We start from the raw sequence: 20,052 nt of genomic DNA, 5'->3' as shown, positions 1-20,052 counted from the left end.
GAGCAACTTAAGTTGTTCTTAAAGGAGGTACTTATGCTGAATAAAGAGTTAGAGTCGAGTCTCAACGGCGCTTTTTCCCGCGCTCGAGACAAAAGACATGAGTTTATGACTGTCGAGCACCTCCTGCTGGCGTTGTTAGAAAACGATGCTGCGAGAGAAGCACTTCAGGCGTGTCAGGCGGACATCGATGCCTTGCGTGGTGAACTAGATATCTTCATCGATCAAACAACGCCGCTGATTCCTGAAAATGATGAAACTCGCGAAACGCAACCCACTTTGAGTTTTCAACGCGTTTTGCAACGCGCGGTGTTTCACGTTCAATCCTCTGGTCGTAGTGAAGTGACAGGGGCTAACGTACTGGTGGCTATTTTTAGTGAGCAAGAGTCCCATGCGGCGTACTTACTCAAGAAAAACGACATTAGCCGTCTTGATATTGTTAATTTTATTTCGCATGGCATCACTAAGGCATCAAGTGCAGGTGATGAACCGTCTTCTCCCGACTCTTTTGGTAGCGAGAATGCCGAAGAAGCGAGTAACGAAGATCGTTTAGAAAGCTTTGCTACTAACCTCAATCAATTGGCCAAGCAGGGCCAGATTGATCCACTTATTGGTCGTGAGAAAGAGCTTGAAAGAACCGTTCAAGTGCTTTGTCGTCGTCGCAAGAACAACCCATTGCTCGTTGGTGAGGCAGGGGTAGGTAAAACTGCTATCGCAGAAGGTTTAGCGTGGCGTATTGTGGAAGGGCAGGTCCCAGAAATTATCGCTGACAGCGTCATCTATTCATTAGATATCGGGTCGCTACTAGCGGGCACTAAGTATCGCGGTGATTTTGAGAAACGCTTCAAGGCAATACTAAGACAACTTGAAAAAGAAGAAGATGCGATTCTGTTTATTGATGAGATTCATACCATCATCGGTGCTGGCGCGGCTTCTGGTGGTCAAGTCGATGCCGCCAACTTAATTAAACCTCTGCTTAGTAGTGGCAAGCTACGCTGTATTGGTTCAACGACTTATCAAGAGTACAGCAATATTTTCGAGAAAGAGCGCGCGCTCTCTCGTCGATTCCAAAAAATCGACGTTGTTGAGCCTTCACTCGACGATACCACTAAAATCTTGATGGGCCTGAAACCGAAGTACGAAGCACACCACGAAGTGCGTTACACCAATAAAGCACTGCGTGCAGCGGTTGAACTGTCGGCTAAGTACATTAATGAGCGTCATTTGCCTGATAAAGCGATCGATGTTATCGATGAAGCGGGTGCTCGTAGTCGTCTTACTCCGGCGAGTCGTCGTAAAAAAACGGTTGGGGTTGCTGATATCGAGGCGATGGTTGCCAAGATGGCGCGTATCCCAGAGAAGTCCGTCTCTTCTTCTGACAAAGAGATTCTACAGAAACTCGATGAGAAGATGAAAATGTTGGTGTTTGGCCAAGATGATGCGATTGATGTTCTTAGCGAAGCGATTAAGTTAACCCGTGCGGGTTTGGGGGCAGACAATAAACCGGTTGGTTCCTTCTTGTTTGCAGGCCCAACCGGGGTCGGTAAAACAGAAGTGACAGTGCAATTGTCTAAGCTGCTTGGTATTGAACTGCTGCGTTTTGACATGTCTGAGTATGGTGAACGTCACTCTGTCAGTCGTCTTATCGGCGCGCCTCCGGGTTATGTCGGTTACGATCAAGGCGGTCTGTTGACTGATTCTGTGATCAAACACCCTCACTCGGTGGTGTTACTTGATGAGATTGAGAAAGCGCACCCAGACGTCTTTAACTTGTTGCTGCAAGTGATGGATAACGGCACGTTAACGGATAACAACGGTCGTAAAGCGGATTTCCGTAACGTGATTTTGGTGATGACCACCAACGCGGGCGTGCAAGAAACGGTTAAGAAATCGATCGGCTTGATCCAACAAGATCATAGTCACGATGCGATGTCTGAAATTAAAAAGGTATTTACTCCAGAGTTTCGCAACCGTCTCGATAACATCATTTGGTTTAACAGCCTAGATGAGCACGTTATCCATCAAGTGGTTGATAAGTTTATCGTTGAACTGCAAGCGCAACTTGATGTGCGTGGTGTCTCGCTTGAAGTGTCGGACGATGCACGTCATTGGTTGGCTTCTCGTGGTTACGATAAGTCCATGGGCGCGCGTCCAATGGGACGAGTTGTGCAAGACAAACTGAAGAAACCCCTCGCTAATGAGCTGCTATTTGGTTCACTAGTCGATGGTGGTACGGTGAAAGTTGACCTGAAAGATGATGAGCTTAAATTCACTTATCTCAGTCAAAAAGAAGCCGCGATTCATTAATCAACCAAAATGAGAAAAGCCAGAGTATTGCGTCTCTGGCTTTTTTATTTGCTAAACAATTAACTTAGTGCGGACTTAATCGCTTGATATGACGTGTTGACGTCGTCTGGGATCACTTGTTCAATTTGATAGCCCAAAGCAGGGTAAGTCTTAATTCGCTCAAAATCGCCCAACATGGCCGATAAGGTGGTGTAGAGGTCGATCTCTTCATTAAAATAGTCGCAGAACTCACCTTTGGGCGAGGTTACACAAAGATGCTTGACCTGTGTTGGCCACTGCTGACGGAATGAAGCGTAAGTGCGTCGTTCCATGTACGGCTTTTGCACTAAGATAAACGAGTTGAAGTTGAGATTTTTTTGCGTAAGTAGCTGATGCGTAAAGAGCAGGTTTTCTCCGGTGTTGGTTGCCTGATCCTCAATAATAATTTTATTGCTCGGCACACCTAAATCACGTGCGATTTGGGCAAAAGTTTCCGCTTCGCTCTGCTCGAACACATCGGCAGTTAAACGGCCGAACCCGCCAGAAAAGACTAAATATTCAGCCCAGCCTTGTAGATACAAATTCGCAGCATACTCCGCCACACGAACATCATTACTGCCTAACACGAAGAGGCAATCTGATTGGATTAAATCGTCGGAGAGTTGCATGTAACGCCATAAGCGCTCAATGTGTTGATACAACTTAGTTTGGTTCATAAACCCCTCTCAGTTCACACTAGTTCGAGTGTGTGGTCAAAATGGAAACGATAGCCAAGGGCAATGATCTTGTCTGCCATTATGCGCTTATCGGGCTGTTGAACCACGGGTGGAAGAGGGTCGCTTGAACCAACGCTGTCGAGCGCTGCCTGATAAAACTGTGCCTTACTGACCGTGTTTGGTGTGGTGGCATTCACTACCGTGTTGTGTGTTGCTAGGGCCATATAGCTCACGGCGCCAATCGCATCTTTTAGCTCAAGCATATTAGCAGGCGCTTGCTCACTGACTTGCTTTAATCTAGCGGCAAAGCGCGATGGGTGTCTATCGGGGCCGACCAGCCCGCTGCAACGAACGATGGCGTAGCTCAGGCCAGAATTAATCAGCGCTTGCTCAGCTTTTAACATCGTTATCGCATTATCACTAAATAGAGAATGGCTTTGTGCTAATGCAAGGCTAGCGTCCTCTTCAACCATCTCTGTGGCGGTGTTTGGGTAAACGGTTGTTGAACTGACCATAACAATACGTTGTGCCGCACTCTGCTTGGCCGCTTGGATAAGATTTTGCCATTGAGTGACGTAATTATCGCCAGCTCCTCGGCGAAATCCTGGAGGAAAACAACCAATCACTATTTCGCTCGGTGCTGTATTGAGTTGATCTTTGAGTTGTTCATGACCCAAATTTAAGTCGCACACAAAACTGTTGAGTCCTTGTTGCTCAAGCTCTGCCGCCCCTTCTGGAGTTGTTTTACTAGTGAAGACTTGATACCCGATGGATGTCAGGTATTGGCTAAGTGGTTTACCTAGCCAACCTCCACCGACGACTGTGATGGTTTTCATGTCAGACTCCTTGCGAATAAATGACCAAGTTGTGTACGCAACACTTTATGAATGGGTTGGGTAGTCAACGATTGATGTTGTATCAGATCCAGCAATATATAGTCACTGTTGGTATACCAAAGACTAGGGCTACAAGCTTGCTGAAACGTACTTACTTTGGCATTTATTGAACGCAACAACAACCGTTGTTGTTGCAGCAATATCAGTGGTGTTATGTGCGAGATGGTATCTAAGGGGGGAGGGGCTTTAGCAAACGCCAGAGTGCGCCTCTGGCGTTTGCTGTTGAGTCAAGTTAGCTAGAAAGCACACGGATAATTTTGTCTGCGTGCTCGGCCATTTCGATGCCCTCATCGGTTAAGTAGCCGCCATCAGGAAGAGTACATAGGCCTTTGGCGTAAAGACGCTGCACAGCCGATTGAATCTCTTCAGATGCGTCATTATGAACTTTAATGCCAGTTGCAGCACTGCTGATATCAAACTGAAGCAGTAAGTTAAGTTCAGATATATATTCAGGCGTAAATTTCATATTCGATTCCTTATAAAGTGTATGTACTCAACTTAATCAGGAAGTTGGCGTTCAGCAATGCCCACTATATAGAAATGTTACCTAAGCCAGAGTTTGATCAGATAACTGGAGCAGATTGTTCAGGAGTTAAACAGTCACGATAAGACTAGAGCGAGATCAAAGCAGGCTACCACTAAACAGTATCGCGAGCCGCCTTGCGCCTATAAATGAGAAAATAGTATAAAAATTGACTTTAATATGAATATTTAGCCTAAAAATGGTGTCAGACACAATTAACGGTAGAAGGTTTATTTTAATTGATTGAAAAATATGGGCTTTATGTATTTGTGTGGAGTTTTTTTTAACATAGATATTAGTCGTAAAAGACAAAACTGCGCTTACTTAGTTTACATGCAACGGCTTTTCATCGGCATTGTATAATTTGTGCTTGAATTTGATCACATTTCAAGTAATTATCCGCGCCCATTGACCCTGATGTTGCAAAATGTTTCGAAATGATAAACCTCAACCAATTTGATTCTCTTTTACCCCCACAAATGGCCGAACGTGCGGCTGAAATTGGCGTGGGCAAAGCGACCAAAGATCCTATCAAGTCTTTCCTTCTGGCGATTTCGGCAGGTATCCATATCGGTATCGCTTTTGTCTTTTATACTGTGGTCACTACAGGGGCAGGCGATCTACCGTGGGGAATTACGCGTTTATTAGGCGGTTTAGCCTTTAGTCTCGGACTGATTCTGGTAGTGGTGACTGGCGGTGAGCTATTTACTAGCTCAGTGCTGACTTTAGTTGCTCGAGCAAGTGGCAAAATTTCGTGGCGAACCCTGATAAAAAACTGGACGGTTGTCTATTGCGGTAACTTGATTGGTGCCTTGTTATTGGTCGTTTGTATGCTGTTGACCAAACAATATATGTTTGACCATGGACAAGTTGGCCTCAACGCAATGGCGATTTCACAACACAAGCTTCATCATACTTTTCTCTCAGCAGTGGCATTGGGTGTCATGTGTAATGTCTTAGTGTGTGTGGCCGTTTGGATGACATTCAGTGGCCGAACTTTGACAGATAAAATCGCAGTCATGATTTTACCCGTTGCGATGTTTGTCTCTGCAGGGTTTGAGCACTGTATTGCCAATATGTTCCAGGTTCCGATGGCGATTGGGATTAAAAATTTCGCACCTGCTGAATTTTGGCAAATGACCGGAGCCAATATCGCCGACTATGCTGATTTGAATATGCTGGATTTTATCACCAATAATTTGCTCCCGGTGACATTGGGCAACATCATTGGTGGTGGGGTGTTTGTCGGCATGTGGTACTGGTTAATCTATCTACGTGATTGACAGCAATGATGCGAACTGGTTTAAAAACTCACTTTAAGTGAGTTTTTTTGATCTTGATGATGGCCTAACAAGCCATCGTTAACCGCATTCTCTATTAAGGCCTCAGGCTGAGTGATTAACCAATCTCTCATTTCATCTCGTTCGGTAAATGCATTATCCAAGCTGTGTTGGTCCAAAGTCATCGCTCGCATTCCTTGCATTGATTTGATAGCGCAAGGCTAATGTCTGGTCTTTACGTATTTATTACATTGGTAGAATTAAAAGATATGCGTATGAATGCAAAGTGAATTTTGTGAGAGATAATTCATTAACTCAGGTTTGACCAGTTGACTTCTAGGTATCACCACGGTTATCCACAGATTCTGTGGATAAGATCCTACAATCGCTAAATAGGCGCTATATGGCGTCATCATGAACGACGTTGACCAGCACACGACCATAACGACTGATACAACTATGGACTGACAGTTTCAGCGACAATGCCACAGAAAGTGACATGGTAACGAATATCGCAATCATGATCATAATTTGATATTTAATCGCCACCATCGGGCTGGCACCACCGAGAATTTGACCTGTCATCATACCCGGTAACGTCACAAGACCAGTCGTTGCCATCGTGGCTAATGTTGGTGCGACTGAACGTGCAATCGCATCGCGTACAAAAGGCAGTGTGGCGTAGCTTGGGGAGGCGCCCAACGATATCGCCGCTTCATATTCTGCTTTGCGCGCTTCGAAAGCGCGGAAAAAATTTTGCAATGCCACAATATTGCCGCTCATCGAGTTACCAAGCAACATGCCAGCCAAAGGGATCAAATATTGAGCATGATAAAAAGGCGTCGGTTTAATCACGCCTAACGCGATAATTCCTAGCATTGGAATCAAAGCCACAAACAGACCTGTCACCACCGGAAGCATCAGTTTAGCGCGTGGTAATTTGGCTTTGCTTGTGATGGCACTCGCCCCAATCAGGGTCATGACGATAATCCAGATGACATTGATGGCTAAGCTATTGAGCTTGAAAAGGTATTCAAGATAGGCCCCGACCAAGATTAACTGCAGTGCCATGCGCCCAACGCTAACTGCGATCTCTTTGCTTAGTTTAAGTTGATAGTAGCGACTGATTGAGAATGGAATGATCAGCAAGCTCGAAAACAACCCCAAGGTCAACCATGAAATATCCACCACACTGTCCATAACATCCTCCTGATCATGAAGGATTATTGTACGCGAAAACCGCCAAAGGTCACCTTGTCTTGAAATTGATAATAAGCCCAATCCTCAACAAGCCAAGTAACAACTCATTTACATTCAGTCTAAGATTAACTGACATAGTCACTGCTTAAGTGTCGAAAACAGGGTCAGTTTTTGGGTATTTTTGGGCTTTTTTATCGCCCAAAATCCTGTTCATATTTGTTCATAAATAATGGCATATTGACACATCAAAGCACGATTAAACACATCTCTGGTTGAGCTCAAAAAAGTGTGGAATAACAAGCTTCAGAAGCGATGAATTGATTGAACCTTACTCCTAGTATGGTCTAATCTTTTTCATTAGAGATTGTAAAAAACTTCAGCTCATCTGACTGAGCTAACCAATAACACTAAATACAAAATAGGCAAATGTATGAGTGATGTTAACAAAACTGAGAGTAGTGAAAAACGCTCTCTGGAGTGGAAGTCGTTCTTCTTCATCGCGGTTGTTCTTTTTCCGGTTTTAAGTGTGGCGTTCGTCGGCGGTTACGGATTCTTGGTGTGGATGCTCCAAGTGTTTGTAATGGGACCTCCGGGCGCGCACGGCATGTAAAAGTCCGTGAGCTCAACACCACATTTTTAAAAAGATTTTAAGAGAGCAAACCATGAAATCAATGATTGTTAAACTGTGGCGCACTATGCGGCGTCCAGCTGTCCATATCAGCCTAGGCGTGCTGACCATGGGCGGCTTTGTTGCTGGGGTTATCTTCTGGGGTGGTTTTAACACTGCGCTAGAAGCGACCAACACAGAAGAATTTTGTATCAGTTGTCACACCATGCGTGACAATGTTTACGTTGAACTGCAAGAAACGGTTCACTGGAAAAACCATTCAGGAGTGCGTGCGACCTGTCCTGACTGCCACGTACCACACAATTGGACCGACAAGATTGCACGTAAGATGCAGGCTTCCAAAGAAGTGTTTGCTCAGGTGTTTGGCAATTATGACGAACCCGGAGTATTTGAAGAGCGTCGTATCGAATTGGCCAAGCATGAATGGGATCGTTTCTCTGCTAATAAGTCGTTAGAGTGTAAAAACTGTCACAATTACGATTCAATGGACTTTGAACTTATGTCTCCGACAGCTCGCATTCAAATGAAGCAAGCGGCAGAGAAAGATCAAAGTTGTGTTGATTGTCACAAAGGCATCGCACACAAACTACCTGCAGGTATGGATAGCATCGGTGGCATTGTTGGTGACTTAGAAGCGCTTGCCTCGAATACGAATTACTCTGTTGGTCAATCATTGGTTAGTGTACGTCACCTGCCGATTTACTTTGACGAGCAAGGGGCGACAGAAGCGGGCTTGCTTAACCCAGCGTCGGTGGTCAAAGTGATTGAAGAAAAAGGCGATTATGTCGCGATCGAAATTGATGGTTGGCGTAAAGCAAAAGGCTTTGGTCGCGTTATCCAAGAAGATTTTGGTAAGAACATTGCCGTGGCATCTTTACTTAAAGAAGCTTCAATGGACGCCAACGTGGTCAAAACGGGCGAGAAAAAAGTCGATGAACTGACTGGCCTGCCTTGGGAGAAAGTGTCTGCTAACGTTTGGCTTAAGAAAGAGTCGATGCTAAACGACATCACGCCAGTGTGGGAAAAATCCAAAGAAGCCTACAAAACCAACTGTTCGGTTTGTCATACCCAGCCAGCAGAAGAGCACTTTGATGCCAATACTTGGCCAGGTATGTTCGACGGTATGCTTGCCTTCGTTAACCTAGATACAGACAGTGAAGCACTTATCTTGAAGTACTTGCAAAAACACTCTTCAGATTATGCTGAAGGTCATCACTAATAAGCGTCGGATGGAGTAATTTAAATGGCTATTACACGAAGAAGTTTTCTCAAAGGCGTTGCAACGACAAGTGCGGCGTCGGTCATTGGTCCGAGCTTATTAGCGTCTACTTCTGCTCATGCGGTTGAGAGTACTGGAACTTGGAAGGTATCTGGTTCTCACTGGGGCGCGTTTCGTGCCCACATCTACGCAGGTAAAGTTCAAGAGATCAAACCGTTAGAATTAGATAAAAACCCGACCGAGATGCTTAACGGCATCAAAGGTATTATCTACAGCCCATCACGTGTTCGTTACCCTATGGTGCGCTTAGATTGGCTTAAGAAACACAAATACAGCGCAGAAACACGCGGTAATAACCGTTTCATTCGCGTCACTTGGGATGAAGCGTTAGATCTGTTTTATCGTGAACTAGAGCGAGTACAAAAAGATTACGGCCCTTGGGCACTGCACGCAGGTCAAACGGGTTGGAACCAAACGGGTTCATTTAACAACTGTACGGCGCACATGCAGCGCGCTGTGGGTATGCATGGCAACTTTATTACTAAAGTGGGTGACTACTCAACGGGCGCAGGCCAAACCATTTTGCCATACGTTCTCGGGTCTACCGAAGTGTATGCACAAGGAACTTCATGGTCTGAAATCCTTAAACATTCAGACAATATCGTAATGTGGGCCAACGATCCGGTTAAAAACCTCCAAGTGGGTTGGAACTGTGAAACCCATGAGTCGTTTGCTTACCTTGAGCAGTTAAAAGAAAAAGTCGCTAAAGGTGAGATCAATGTCTTGTCGGTTGATCCGGTTAAGAATAAAACCCAGCGCTATCTCGACAATGACCACCTTTACATCAACCCACAAACCGATGTGGCGTTTATATTGGCGGTGGCTCATGTACTCTACAATGAAGACCTATACGATAAGCAATTTATCGATACTTACTGTTTAGGCTTTAGCGAGTTCATCCAATATATTCAGGGTGAAACCAAAGATAAAGTAGCGAAAACTCCAGAGTGGGCAGCGGAAATCTGTGGCGTAAAAGCCGATAAGATTCGTGAATTTGCTCGCATGTTGGTTAACGGTCGCACTCAAATCTTGATGGGTTGGTGTATTCAGCGTCAAGAGCATGGTGAGCAGCCATACTGGGCCGCTGCCGTAGTCGCTGCGATGGTGGGTCAAATTGGTCTGCCTGGTGGCGGCATTTCATACGGTCACCACTATTCAAGTATCGGTGTGCCATCGACCGGTTTTGCCGGACCTGGTGGCTTCCCACGTAATCTAGACACCGGAATGAAGCCGAAATGGGACAACAACGATTTCAACGGTTATAGCCGCACGATTCCGGTTGCGCGTTGGATTGACTGCCTGTTAGAGCCGGGCAAAGAGATCCGTTACAATGGCGGTAAAGTGAAGCTTCCAGACTTCAAAATGATGGTGATTTCAGGTAACAACCCTTGGCATCACCACCAAGACCGCAACCGTATGAAGCAAGCGTTCAAGAAACTACAAACCGTGGTGACGATTGAGTTTGCTTGGACGGCATCCTGTCGTTTCTCAGACATCGTGCTACCAGCTTGTACTCAGTGGGAGCGTAACGATATCGACGTTTACGGTTCTTACTCAAGCAAAGGCCTGGTCGCCATGCATCGCTTGGTTGATCCACTGTTCCAATCGAAGCCTGATTTCCAAATCATGAGTGAGTTGACTCAGCGCTTTGGCCGTCGTGATGAATACACGCGCGGTATGAGTGAAATGGAGTGGATCGAAAGCCTCTATAACGACTGTCGTAAAGCGAATGACGGTAAGTTCGATATGCCAGAGTTTGATGAGTTCTGGGAGAAGAGCGTGCTTGATTTCGGTGAAGGTAAACCTTGGGTTCGCCATGCTGACTTCCGTCAAGATCCAGAAATTAACCCACTGGGTACTCCTTCTGGTTTTATCGAAATCACTTCACGTAAGATTGGCCGTTACGGCTATGAACACTGTCAAGAGCACCCAATGTGGTTTGAAAAAACCGAGCGTTCACACGGTGGCCCTGGTTCTGAGAAGCATCCGTTCTGGTTACAGTCATGTCACCCAGACAAGCGTCTTCACTCGCAAATGTGTGAATCTGAAGCGTTCCGTGCGACCTACGCTGTACAAGGTCGTGAACCGGTTTACATCAACCCACTTGATGCCAAAGAGAAAGGCATTAAAGAGGGCGATTTAGTGCGTGTTTACAACGACCGTGGCCAATTGCTTGCGGGTGCAGTACTGACCGACAGCTACCCACGTGGCGTTATTCGGATTGAAGAGGGGGCTTGGTATGGCCCACTCAACGAGAAAGAAGGGGCGATTTGTACCTACGGCGATCCAAATACGCTAACGTTAGATATCGGCACGTCTGAGCTCGCACAGGCAACCTCTGCTAATACTTGTATCGTCAACTTTGAGAAATTCACTGGTAAGGTACCACCAGTGACCTCATTTGGTGGTCCAATCGAAGTGGCATAACCATTTTGCTACTGATGAAAAACCAGCCGTTTGGCTGGTTTTTCATTTTTTGGCTCTAGTCTGATAGGCCGTATTTGGTTTTTAATTCTACCAAGCGTCTTTCTCCGTGATTTTTAAAGTAGTGATTGAGCGCATTGACGATTTCTTGTGCAAGAGGATGATCACGTCGCACACCTGCGTACAAAGGGGACGTATCGAGGTAAGTGCTACTGAACTTGATCTGTGATGGGTCAAGTCTCATCTCTTTTAGCGTCCAACGTGCAACAATTTCATCAGAAACGAGCACATCGGCACGTTCGGTCAGTACCAAGCGCACGCTGTTGGGCAGATCAATCGAATTAACAGGAATGAAATGAGGGTAATCGAGTAACTTGGCGGTATAAGCATAACGATTGATTAAGGCGACTTCTTTACCTTTAAGACTATCGATGTCGGTAAACTCAAAATCACTGTTGCGGCGTGACAACACTGACATCTGATTATGCATATAAGGTTCGGTGAACAAAAAGTGTTTTTCGCGCTGCTCCGTTTTCCACATTGCGACGATGACATCATTTTTACCATGAGTCGTCTCTTTTAGAATTCGCCCCCAAGGCTTTTCGCTAAACTCAACTTGGTATCCTGCTGCGACGAGTCCTTCAATGATGAAATCATAAGCGATGCCCTGCCCATAGGCGGAATCCATAATAAACGGTGGCCACTGTGTTTGTGCCACCTTTAATACTGGTGCTGATTGTGATTGTGATTGTGACTGTGACTGTGCGAAGGCCGCCGTACACCAAAGCGACAATACAACCGACATTATGTGCTTAATCCTCATTGAGTACACCGACTTCACCTGTTGTGTGGATTATCAGTAATTGTAGCCTAGTTACGCGCTCGGCTAATGAGTTAGGCGTGTTGAGAATGTCGCTCTGTTCACTGGTGTCATAAACGTGAGCTCGGTAGTGTTAGTTTTTGTTGAGCAAATAGACAATATCAAGGCGTAATGCTCTAATTGACCAAAACGAATAATAAAGAGTGTCATATGTCGCAAAATTATCGTTTATCCAACGATCGGTGGGTTACGGTGGATAATCGCGACCTTAGTGTCGAGGTGTTGCAAAACCAGCTGAGTTTCTTCTATCGCGGATTGTCCAATCACGCTATCGGTCAGCATTATCTGTTATTTAGTAGTGACTTTGATTTTGAAAAGCAAGCGACTCTGCTCGGCGATGGTTTTCAGATGCTGGCACAAACAACGGGGAAATGGGATAACCCCATTGATGTTGGCCGCTGCCCAGATAACAGTCCCAGTTATCGCATTTATCCAACCGATGAAGCTAAGCGTTACTACAACTACTTAGTGATTGAAGATTCTGCCGGTTATGCTCTGTTTGGTTTTACCTCTTGTGAGCGCTTTGCTGGGTACTTTACCGTGACACAGCAGCAGGAAAAACTGCGAATTCATGCCTATCTTGATGGCGAAAATAGCTGCCCGCAGGACTGGTCAACCAATCGGCTGGAGTCGGTGGTGGTGTTACGCGGAGATTCGCTATCAGAGCTCTATCAAGAATTTACTCAGTTGATAAACCAACGCCACCCTGCACGTCAGGGGGTGACGCAACGTTCACCATTAGGTTGGTGTTCTTGGTATGCCTATTACGCAGAGGTGACGGAACAGCATATTGAGAAAAACGTTGCTGAGATGCGCCAACACCTTAAGCAGCTTGACTATGTATTATTAGATGACGGTTACCAAGCTTATATGGGGGATTGGTTAACGCCTTCCACTAAGTTTCCCTCTGGAATTAAATCGGTGCTTAGCGAGATTCGTTCGCAAGGCAAAAAGCCCGCTATTTGGTTGGCTCCCTTTATCGCTCAACCTGAATCACAGCTCTTTCAAGACCATCCTGACTGGTTTGTGCGTCATGTTGATGGCAGTTTGCTCAAAGCTGAAGATGTTACCTATGGAGGCTGGCGCTGTACCCCTTGGTATATTCTTGATACCACTAACCTCGAAGTGCAAGAGCATTTGACTCAAGTCGTGCGCACGATGCGAGAAGAGTGGGGGGTAGAGCTATTCAAACTCGACGCCAACTACTGGGGGACTTTAAAAGGCGTGCGTAGCCAAAGTGGTGTTACAGGAGTAGAAGCATATCGATTGGGCATGGAAGCGATCATTGAAGGCGCAGGAGAGGCGCTTATTTTGGGCTGTAACGCGCCAATGTGGCCATCGCTTGGCATGGTTGATGCGATGCGTGTTTCTGATGATGTCGAGCGCTGCGCAAACCGTTTTGAACAAATAGCCAAAGAGACGTTCTATCGCAGCTGGCAACATCGTAAGTTATGGCAAATTGATCCAGATTGCGCCACCTTTGTGTCTTTGCCAAACCAAGCGACTGAGCGCAGAAATTACCAATTCCATCGAGATACACTACTTGCTTGTGGTGGCTTACTGCTTTCCGGCGATCCGTTAGATGAGTTAACACCATTTGCCAAGCGATCCTTAGCCAAGCTCATTATTAGGCATCGTCATAATCAAGAGTCAGCCCGATTTAGCGCATTGAACTTGCACCATGCATATTTGCCGCTTACCGAACGCAACGACTTACATTGTCTGTTTAATTATCGCGGTCGGGCCCGTGATGTGACGCTGACGGCCAACTACCCGGTCTATTGGTATGACTATTGGACAGGAGAGAGGCTGGTGGCCGATCCGACGCCAGTCCTAGAAGTGGCACTTGAGGCCGGTTTGTCCAGCCGGGCGATAATTACCTCGCTATAGTGGTCGAGCTAGATTAAGATCATTGGCCATTTTAGCGATAATTAACAATCTCATGTCTATCATCTTAGGTATCGACCCAGGTTCACGCATCACAGGCTATGGTGTGATTCGACAAACGGGTCGCCATCTGCATTATCTCGGCAGTGGCTGTATCCGTACTTCAGAAAAAGAGCTGCCAGGCCGACTTAAGCAAATCTACGCCGGAGTGTCTGAAATCATTACTCAGTTCCAGCCTGATGCCTTCGCCATTGAACAAGTTTTTATGGCGCGCAATCCAGACTCTGCCTTGAAATTAGGTCAAGCACGAGGCAGTGCTATCGTAGCGGCGGTCAATGCTGACTTACCCGTTTACGAATATGCGGCAAGGCTAGTTAAACAAGCGGTGGTCGGTAACGGTGGCGCTGATAAAGATCAGGTTCAACACATGGTGCAAAATATGCTCAAGTTACCCGCTAAACCTCAAGCGGATGCCGCGGATGCGTTGGGCGTTGCAATTTGCCATGCCAATACCAACAAAACTCTCGTTGCACTTGCAGGTAAAGCGACCAGTGCGCGTCGCGGTCGATACCGCTAGTTTTAAACTTGTAGCCTTCTGCGATTCGCTCACGCCTTTTTGATCCTCGATTGATAAAGAACTGGATGTCTATCCAGTTCTTTATTATCCTGTCGCAAATCCATTTTTCCAAGAGTACTCACCGTGATTGGACGTCTACGCGGCATTCTAATTGAAAAACAACCTCCCCAACTGCTTATTGAAGTGAATGGTATTGGCTATGAAGTCCAGATGCCGATGAGCTGCTTTTATGAACTGCCAAATGTCGGCGAAGAAGCGATCATCTATACTCATTTTGTTGTTCGAGAGGATGCTCAATTGTTGTATGGCTTTAACAATGTTAAAGAGCGTGCGTTGTTTCGCGAAGTGATTAAAGCTAATGGCGTTGGTCCTAAATTGGGCTTAGGCATTCTATCGGGCATGACGGCCAGCCAGTTTGTAGCTTCAGTTGAGCGTGAAGATGTGTCGACCTTGGTCAAATTACCGGGCGTTGGTAAAAAGACTGCCGAACGTTTGGTGGTGGAAATGAAAGACCGTCTCAAAGGTTGGGGGGCTGGCGATCTCTTTACACCGTTTACGGATGCCGCTGCGACGGACAGTTCACCTCAATTAGCTCAGTCAAGCGCTGAGGAAGAAGCCGTGAGTGCACTACTGGCATTAGGCTACAAGCCGACACAAGCATCTAAAGTCGTTTCTCAGGTAATGAAAGAGAATATGAGCAGTGAGCAGCTTATCCGAGAAGCTCTTAAGTCGATGGTATAGAGGCATAAACTATGATTGAAGCGGATCGCCTTATCGCACCTGACAATAGTGTCTACCGAGAAGAAGACGTTATTGATAGAGCCATACGGCCGAAAAAACTTGAAGACTATAAAGGGCAAGACCATGTGCGCAGCCAGATGGAAATCTTTATCAAGGCTGCGCAACTAAGAAGTGAAGCACTGGATCATTTGCTAATTTTTGGTCCACCGGGTTTGGGCAAAACCACATTAGCCAACATCGTCGCCAACGAAATGGACGTTAATATCCGCACTACATCAGGGCCGGTATTAGAAAAAGCGGGTGATCTTGCCGCGCTGCTAACCAATCTCGAAGAAAACGATGTGTTATTTATCGATGAGATCCACCGTCTGAGTCCAGTGGTTGAAGAAGTGCTCTATCCTGCGATGGAAGACTATCAGTTGGATATTATGATCGGGGAAGGGCCTGCTGCTCGCTCAATTAAAATCGACTTGCCGCCTTTTACTCTGATTGGCGCGACGACAAGAGCAGGCTCGTTAACCTCACCATTGCGTGACCGTTTTGGTATTACTCAGCGTCTTGAGTATTACAATATCCCTGACTTGCAAAATATTGTGCAACGCAGCGCTGATTGCTTAGGGTTGTCGATGGAAGCAGAAGGAGCCTTAGAGGTGGCAAGACGCGCCCGTGGCACTCCACGTATTGCGAATCGATTATTACGTCGAGTTCGTGACTACGCTGAAGTGAAAGGTAACGGGCATATATGCCTCGATATTGCTGACAAAGCGCTTAACATGCTTGATGTTGATGCCAAAGGTTTCGACTACATGGATAGAAAACTTTTGCTAGCGATTATGGAGAAATTTGGTGGTGGTCCCGTGGGGCTTGATAACATGGCAGCCGCGATCGGTGAAGAAAAAGACACCATAGAGGATGTACTCGAACCTTATCTTATTCAGCAAGGCTATTTGCAAAGAACGCCAAGAGGACGGGTTGCAACCGACCGTGCCTATCTTCATTTCGGAATTGAAAAATAAGTTTCCACTAGCCAGCAATTAAATGCTGGCTTTTTATTTTAGTGATCATGATCACACTAATAAATATTGCTTGTCAGTGGATACGTAGCGCAAATGAATGAGTTGTTAACCGCTTGTTTTGCATAAATAGTTATCACCATCTTGGCAATAACCCTGCCGTAACAAAACATAATGTAAACTGTTGATATAGATCAATGTGATGGTTTTATGCTCAGATTGGGCGCACAAAATTTGATTTAAATCAAAGCGAACTCTGGATATAAACCTTTTGAAACAATCATTTTTTAGCAGTAGTATTAGCTCCAGCTATATTAGCTGATGCTTAACAATTAACTAACCATTACAGTACATTTTTGCAACAAGAAGCCGATGTTTGGCAACAGTGTTCGAGTTTGATTAACTCTGACTAACAATGCATTAATGTGAAAAGTGTCTTCAGCCGACACATAGGAGTAAACATGATTGACGTAGACGTAGTTGATCTGTCGCGGTTGCAATTTGCACTGACAGCGATGTATCACTTCCTCTTCGTACCTTTGACTCTGGGTATGGCATTCCTACTTGCCATCATGGAATCTTTGTACGTAATGACGGACAAGCAAATCTACAAGGACATGACCAAGTTCTGGGGTAAGCTTTTTGGTATTAACTTCGCACTAGGTGTGGCCACGGGCCTTACCATGGAATTCCAGTTTGGTACTAACTGGTCCTATTACTCACACTATGTCGGTGATATTTTTGGTGCACCACTGGCGATTGAAGCACTGGTCGCATTCTTTTTAGAATCCACTTTTGTCGGTTTATTCTTCTTTGGCTGGGATCGCTTATCAAAACGTCAACACTTAGTTGTCACTTGGTTAGTGGCATTAGGTTCTAACTTCTCTGCACTTTGGATTCTTGTTGCCAACGGTTGGATGCAAAACCCGGTAGGGGCAGAATTCAACTTTGAGACCATGCGTATGGAAATGGTCAGCTTTGCCGAAGTTGTGCTTAACCCAGTTGCTCAGGTTAAGTTTGTGCATACAGTGGCTTCCGGTTACACCACTGGCGCGATGTTTATTCTTGGTATCAGCTCTTACTACCTACTTAAAGGTCGTGATGTTGCTTTCGCTCGTCGTTCATTTGCCATTGCCGCCTCGTTTGGTATGGCCGCCATTTTGTCGGTTATCGTGCTAGGTGATGAGTCTGGTTACGAGCTAGGTGAAGTTCAAAAAGTCAAACTTGCGGCAGTAGAAGCAGAATGGCACACCGAGCCAGCACCTGCGGCCTTCACTCTGTTTGGTGTTCCAAACCAAGATGAGATGCACACAGATTACGCGATCAAGATCCCTTACGTTATGGGCATTATTGCAACGCGTTCATTTGACGAGCAAGTCACTGGTCTTCGTGACCTGCGTGACGAACACGTAGAGCGCATTCGTACTGGTATGTACGCTTACGAACTGCTCGAAAAACTGCGTGCTGGTGACAAATCAGCAGAAAACCAAGCCGCGTTTGATGAAGTAAAAGGTGACTTAGGTTACGGACTGCTGCTAAAACGTTACACCGAACAAGTCGTTGATGCGACCGAAGAGCAAATCCAAGCCGCGGCGGATGACTCAATTCCAACCGTTTGGCCACTGTTCTTCTCGTTCCGTATTATGGTTGCTTGTGGTTTCATCATGCTGTTTGTTTTCGGTGCCGCGTTTATTCAAACATGTCGCCAAAAGATCGAACAAAAACGTTGGATTCTTAAAGCGACACTACTCAGCATTCCATTGCCTTGGATTGCGATTGAAGCCGGTTGGTTCGTTGCAGAATTTGGTCGTCAACCTTGGGCTGTTGGTGAAATCTTGCCAACCCATGTTGCAGCCTCTGCATTGACTGTCACTGAGCTGTGGACGTCACTATTTGCCATTCTAGCGCTGTATACCGTGTTCTTGATTGCAGAAGTTTACCTCATGGTGAAGTTTGCGCGTAAAGGACCAAGTAGCCTGAAAACGGGACGCTACCACTTCGAACAGAATGTCGACACTGTTGAAGACAAAGTTAGCCGCCAAGTAGAAGCATAGGCAAGGAGAGAACAATGTTTGATTATGAAATCTTGCGATTCATCTGGTGGGTACTGATTGGTGTGCTACTGGTTGGTTTCGCTGTGACTGATGGTTTCGATATGGGTGTGGGCGCGCTTGTGCCTGTGATTGGTAAAACTGACACAGAGCGCCGTGTGATGATCAACACCATCGCACCGCACTGGGATGGTAACCAAGTTTGGTTAATTACCGCTGGTGGCGCTTTGTTTGCAGCATGGCCACTTGTGTATGCCACGTCATTTTCAGGTTTTTACCTGGCAATGTATATTACCCTTGCGGCGCTCTGGCTACGTCCTTTGGGCCTAGACTACCGTTCAAAAATCGAAAACCCACAGTGGCGTAATGTATGGGATGGCGCTATCTGTTTCAGTGGTGCAGTGCCTCCGGTTATCTTCGGTGTCGCTTTTGGTAACCTGCTACAAGGTGTCCCATTTGAACTCAATGACTTATTGATGTCTCAATACAAAGGCACCTTCTTTGCTCTGCTTAATCCATTTGCTTTGCTATGTGGTGTATTGAGCCTGATGTTGTTTGTGCTTCAAGGTTCAACCTGGTTACAGATGAAAACCACTCAAGCGCTGCATGCCCGTGCTCGTAATACCGCGCAGATTGCAGGTCTGATTGTCGTTGCACTGTTTGTACTAGGTGGCTTCTGGGTTCAGTCTATTGAAGGTTATGTCCTTACCAGCACCCTAGATACCTTCGCCGATTCAAACCCATTGAACAAAGAAGTGGTGACTCAAGTGGGTGCTTGGATGACAAACTTTGAAACCTACCCAGCGATGTGGGCGGCACCGATCTTAGGGGTATTTATGCCGCTACTTGCCGTGGTCGCTTCTCGTCTAGAGCGTGGTGGCTTTGCCTTCCTATTCTCTAGTTTGGCCAATGCTGGTGTGATTTTAACCGCCGGTTTTGCTATGTTCCCGTTTGTCATGCCGTCAAGCCTTGTGCCTAGCCACAGCTTAACCATGTGGGACTCAACAGCAAGCGAGTTGACGCTAGGCCTAATGACGGCGGTTGCTGCTGTGATGGTTCCTGTGATTCTTGGCTACACGACTTGGACTTATTACAAAATGTTCGGTCGTCTAGATAACAAGCACATCGAAGACAACGACGTTTCAGCTTACTAAGGAGCATTGACTATGTGGTATTTTGCATGGATTCTAGGTGTACTATTGGCTTGTGCATTTGGCATCATCAACGCTCTTTGGTTAGAGCACTCTGAAATGATGGACAAAGACAGTGAGTAATCTCTCTGAGCAGGTGGCGAAACTTCATGCCCCTGTTGATAAGGCTCTTTTGAGAGCCTTATCTCTGGTTCTTGGTTTTTACCATGTCGCAATGGTAATGTGGAATCCAGAACTCTATGCAGCATCGATTGGCGGTTTTAACGGCCTGATTTCACCGATGCTAATTTGGGCAGTGTGCTCAAGTATGGTATTTGGACTGGGTTTTAAACCACGCAATTGGTACTGGCAGTTGTTGTTCAGCCCTTATTGCAGTTTGACCATCTTAATTTATTTGACGGTACTGCGTTTAGCCTCGTTTTGAGCTTAATGTAAAACCGGTTGTATAAAAAAAGCGCGACTCATTGAAGAGTGAGCGCTTTTTTTTGTTTCAAGCTTTGAATTCATCGATTTACCCTTGCAT

Annotated in this window: 19 protein-coding genes; 13 read left to right on the top strand and 6 right to left on the bottom strand. The window is 45.9% G+C overall.

What is annotated here, in order from left to right:
• Positions 1-33 precede the first annotated feature (33 nt).
• The gene (clpA, locus tag BS19_RS16745) at positions 34-2,304 is read left to right on the top strand and encodes an ATP-dependent Clp protease ATP-binding subunit ClpA (RefSeq protein WP_038176884.1); all 2,271 of its coding nucleotides are present in this window, start codon (positions 34-36) and stop codon (positions 2,302-2,304) included.
• A 59-nt stretch (positions 2,305-2,363) separates the two neighbouring features.
• On the opposite strand, the gene BS19_RS16740 is transcribed toward clpA, so the two are convergent.
• From BS19_RS16740 to BS19_RS16730, 3 genes are all read right to left on the bottom strand, one after another.
• On the bottom strand, positions 2,364-2,999 hold the full coding sequence (locus BS19_RS16740) for a YdcF family protein (RefSeq protein WP_038176882.1): 636 nt from the start codon (positions 2,997-2,999) through the stop codon (positions 2,364-2,366).
• 14 nt (positions 3,000-3,013) lie between these two features.
• Positions 3,014-3,835 carry an NAD(P)H-binding protein gene (locus BS19_RS16735; protein WP_038176880.1) on the bottom strand — a complete coding sequence of 274 codons (822 nt, stop codon included), beginning with the start codon at positions 3,833-3,835 and terminating at the stop codon, positions 3,014-3,016.
• Positions 3,836-4,127: 292 nt separating this feature from the next.
• Positions 4,128-4,361: a TIGR02647 family protein gene (locus BS19_RS16730; RefSeq protein WP_038176879.1), complete on the bottom strand. Its 234-nt coding sequence runs from the start codon at positions 4,359-4,361 to the stop codon at positions 4,128-4,130.
• Between the two features lie 497 nt (positions 4,362-4,858).
• Between BS19_RS16730 and focA the strand changes: the two genes are divergently transcribed.
• Positions 4,859-5,701, top strand: coding sequence for a formate transporter FocA (gene focA / locus BS19_RS16725; RefSeq protein WP_038177245.1), 843 nt, complete (start codon positions 4,859-4,861; stop codon positions 5,699-5,701).
• A 20-nt stretch (positions 5,702-5,721) separates the two neighbouring features.
• On the opposite strand, the gene BS19_RS20300 is transcribed toward focA, so the two are convergent.
• Both BS19_RS20300 and BS19_RS16720 read right to left on the bottom strand, forming a co-directional pair.
• Positions 5,722-5,883, bottom strand: a complete 162-nt coding sequence (locus BS19_RS20300; protein ID WP_157631205.1) for a hypothetical protein — start codon at positions 5,881-5,883, stop codon at positions 5,722-5,724.
• 214 nt (positions 5,884-6,097) lie between these two features.
• A complete protein-coding gene (locus BS19_RS16720; protein WP_038176878.1) occupies positions 6,098-6,898 on the bottom strand; it encodes an ABC transporter permease in 801 nt (266 codons plus the stop codon).
• 430 nt (positions 6,899-7,328) lie between these two features.
• On the opposite strand from BS19_RS16720, the gene torE reads away from it, so the two are divergent.
• Genes torE through torA form a run of 3 tightly spaced genes read left to right on the top strand, consistent with a single transcriptional unit; the run spans position 7,329 to position 11,232 of the window.
• Complete coding sequence (torE, locus tag BS19_RS16715) at positions 7,329-7,508, top strand: trimethylamine N-oxide reductase system protein TorE (RefSeq protein ID WP_038176875.1); 180 nt, start codon at positions 7,329-7,331, stop codon at positions 7,506-7,508.
• 52 nt (positions 7,509-7,560) lie between these two features.
• Entirely contained in the window at positions 7,561-8,745 is a 1,185-nt protein-coding gene (torC, locus tag BS19_RS16710; RefSeq protein ID WP_038176873.1) for a pentaheme c-type cytochrome TorC, read from the top strand.
• 24 nt (positions 8,746-8,769) lie between these two features.
• Positions 8,770-11,232, top strand: a complete 2,463-nt coding sequence (torA, locus tag BS19_RS16705) for a trimethylamine-N-oxide reductase TorA (RefSeq protein WP_038176872.1) — start codon at positions 8,770-8,772, stop codon at positions 11,230-11,232.
• A 55-nt stretch (positions 11,233-11,287) separates the two neighbouring features.
• Here the strand turns inward: torA and BS19_RS16700 are convergent, their stop codons facing one another.
• Positions 11,288-12,034 (bottom strand): substrate-binding periplasmic protein, encoded by a 747-nt coding sequence (locus tag BS19_RS16700; protein ID WP_245609305.1) that lies wholly within the window; start codon positions 12,032-12,034, stop codon positions 11,288-11,290.
• A gap of 225 nt (positions 12,035-12,259) precedes the next feature.
• Between BS19_RS16700 and BS19_RS16695 the strand changes: the two genes are divergently transcribed.
• From BS19_RS16695 to ybgE, 8 genes are all read left to right on the top strand, one after another.
• A complete protein-coding gene (locus tag BS19_RS16695) occupies positions 12,260-13,999 on the top strand; it encodes a glycoside hydrolase family 36 protein (RefSeq protein ID WP_038176869.1) in 1,740 nt (579 codons plus the stop codon).
• Between the two features lie 52 nt (positions 14,000-14,051).
• Positions 14,052-14,573 carry a crossover junction endodeoxyribonuclease RuvC gene (ruvC, locus tag BS19_RS16690; protein ID WP_038176868.1) on the top strand — a complete coding sequence of 174 codons (522 nt, stop codon included), beginning with the start codon at positions 14,052-14,054 and terminating at the stop codon, positions 14,571-14,573.
• A gap of 123 nt (positions 14,574-14,696) precedes the next feature.
• Positions 14,697-15,314, top strand: coding sequence for a Holliday junction branch migration protein RuvA (ruvA, locus tag BS19_RS16685; protein ID WP_038176867.1), 618 nt, complete (start codon positions 14,697-14,699; stop codon positions 15,312-15,314).
• An 11-nt stretch (positions 15,315-15,325) separates the two neighbouring features.
• Positions 15,326-16,330: a Holliday junction branch migration DNA helicase RuvB gene (ruvB, locus tag BS19_RS16680; RefSeq protein ID WP_038176866.1), complete on the top strand. Its 1,005-nt coding sequence runs from the start codon at positions 15,326-15,328 to the stop codon at positions 16,328-16,330.
• Positions 16,331-16,788: 458 nt separating this feature from the next.
• Complete coding sequence (gene cydA, locus BS19_RS16675) at positions 16,789-18,381, top strand: cytochrome ubiquinol oxidase subunit I (RefSeq protein ID WP_038176865.1); 1,593 nt, start codon at positions 16,789-16,791, stop codon at positions 18,379-18,381.
• Positions 18,382-18,395: 14 nt separating this feature from the next.
• Positions 18,396-19,532: a cytochrome d ubiquinol oxidase subunit II gene (gene cydB / locus BS19_RS16670; RefSeq protein ID WP_038176863.1), complete on the top strand. Its 1,137-nt coding sequence runs from the start codon at positions 18,396-18,398 to the stop codon at positions 19,530-19,532.
• A 12-nt stretch (positions 19,533-19,544) separates the two neighbouring features.
• A complete protein-coding gene (gene cydX / locus BS19_RS20050) occupies positions 19,545-19,652 on the top strand; it encodes a cytochrome bd-I oxidase subunit CydX (RefSeq protein ID WP_000270284.1) in 108 nt (35 codons plus the stop codon).
• Positions 19,645-19,953, top strand: a complete 309-nt coding sequence (gene ybgE, locus BS19_RS16660; RefSeq protein ID WP_038176862.1) for a cyd operon protein YbgE — start codon at positions 19,645-19,647, stop codon at positions 19,951-19,953. Before cydX ends, ybgE begins: the two co-directional genes overlap by 8 nt.
• Positions 19,954-20,052: the final 99 nt, after the last annotated feature.

The organism is Vibrio pacinii DSM 19139 (assembly GCF_000711795.1).
In the GTDB taxonomy this organism is placed as follows: Bacteria; Pseudomonadota; Gammaproteobacteria; order Enterobacterales; family Vibrionaceae; genus Vibrio; species Vibrio pacinii.
Note: the sequence above shows the minus strand (reverse complement) of the source record. Positions and strands in the feature narration are given on the sequence as shown.

Coding starts and splice junctions, on each gene's coding strand:
- clpA (WP_038176884.1), top strand. CDS start 34: ATGCTGAATAAAGAGTTAGAGTCGAGTCTCAACGGCGCTTTTTCCCGC.
- BS19_RS16740 (WP_038176882.1), bottom strand. CDS start 2,999: ATGAACCAAACTAAGTTGTATCAACACATTGAGCGCTTATGGCGTTAC.
- BS19_RS16735 (WP_038176880.1), bottom strand. CDS start 3,835: ATGAAAACCATCACAGTCGTCGGTGGAGGTTGGCTAGGTAAACCACTT.
- BS19_RS16730 (WP_038176879.1), bottom strand. CDS start 4,361: ATGAAATTTACGCCTGAATATATATCTGAACTTAACTTACTGCTTCAG.
- BS19_RS20300 (WP_157631205.1), bottom strand. CDS start 5,883: ATGACTTTGGACCAACACAGCTTGGATAATGCATTTACCGAACGAGAT.
- BS19_RS16720 (WP_038176878.1), bottom strand. CDS start 6,898: ATGGACAGTGTGGTGGATATTTCATGGTTGACCTTGGGGTTGTTTTCG.
- torE (WP_038176875.1), top strand. CDS start 7,329: ATGAGTGATGTTAACAAAACTGAGAGTAGTGAAAAACGCTCTCTGGAG.
- torC (WP_038176873.1), top strand. CDS start 7,561: ATGAAATCAATGATTGTTAAACTGTGGCGCACTATGCGGCGTCCAGCT.
- torA (WP_038176872.1), top strand. CDS start 8,770: ATGGCTATTACACGAAGAAGTTTTCTCAAAGGCGTTGCAACGACAAGT.
- BS19_RS16700 (WP_245609305.1), bottom strand. CDS start 12,034: ATGTCGGTTGTATTGTCGCTTTGGTGTACGGCGGCCTTCGCACAGTCA.
- BS19_RS16695 (WP_038176869.1), top strand. CDS start 12,260: ATGTCGCAAAATTATCGTTTATCCAACGATCGGTGGGTTACGGTGGAT.
- ruvC (WP_038176868.1), top strand. CDS start 14,052: ATGTCTATCATCTTAGGTATCGACCCAGGTTCACGCATCACAGGCTAT.
- ruvB (WP_038176866.1), top strand. CDS start 15,326: ATGATTGAAGCGGATCGCCTTATCGCACCTGACAATAGTGTCTACCGA.
- cydA (WP_038176865.1), top strand. CDS start 16,789: ATGATTGACGTAGACGTAGTTGATCTGTCGCGGTTGCAATTTGCACTG.
- cydB (WP_038176863.1), top strand. CDS start 18,396: ATGTTTGATTATGAAATCTTGCGATTCATCTGGTGGGTACTGATTGGT.
- cydX (WP_000270284.1), top strand. CDS start 19,545: ATGTGGTATTTTGCATGGATTCTAGGTGTACTATTGGCTTGTGCATTT.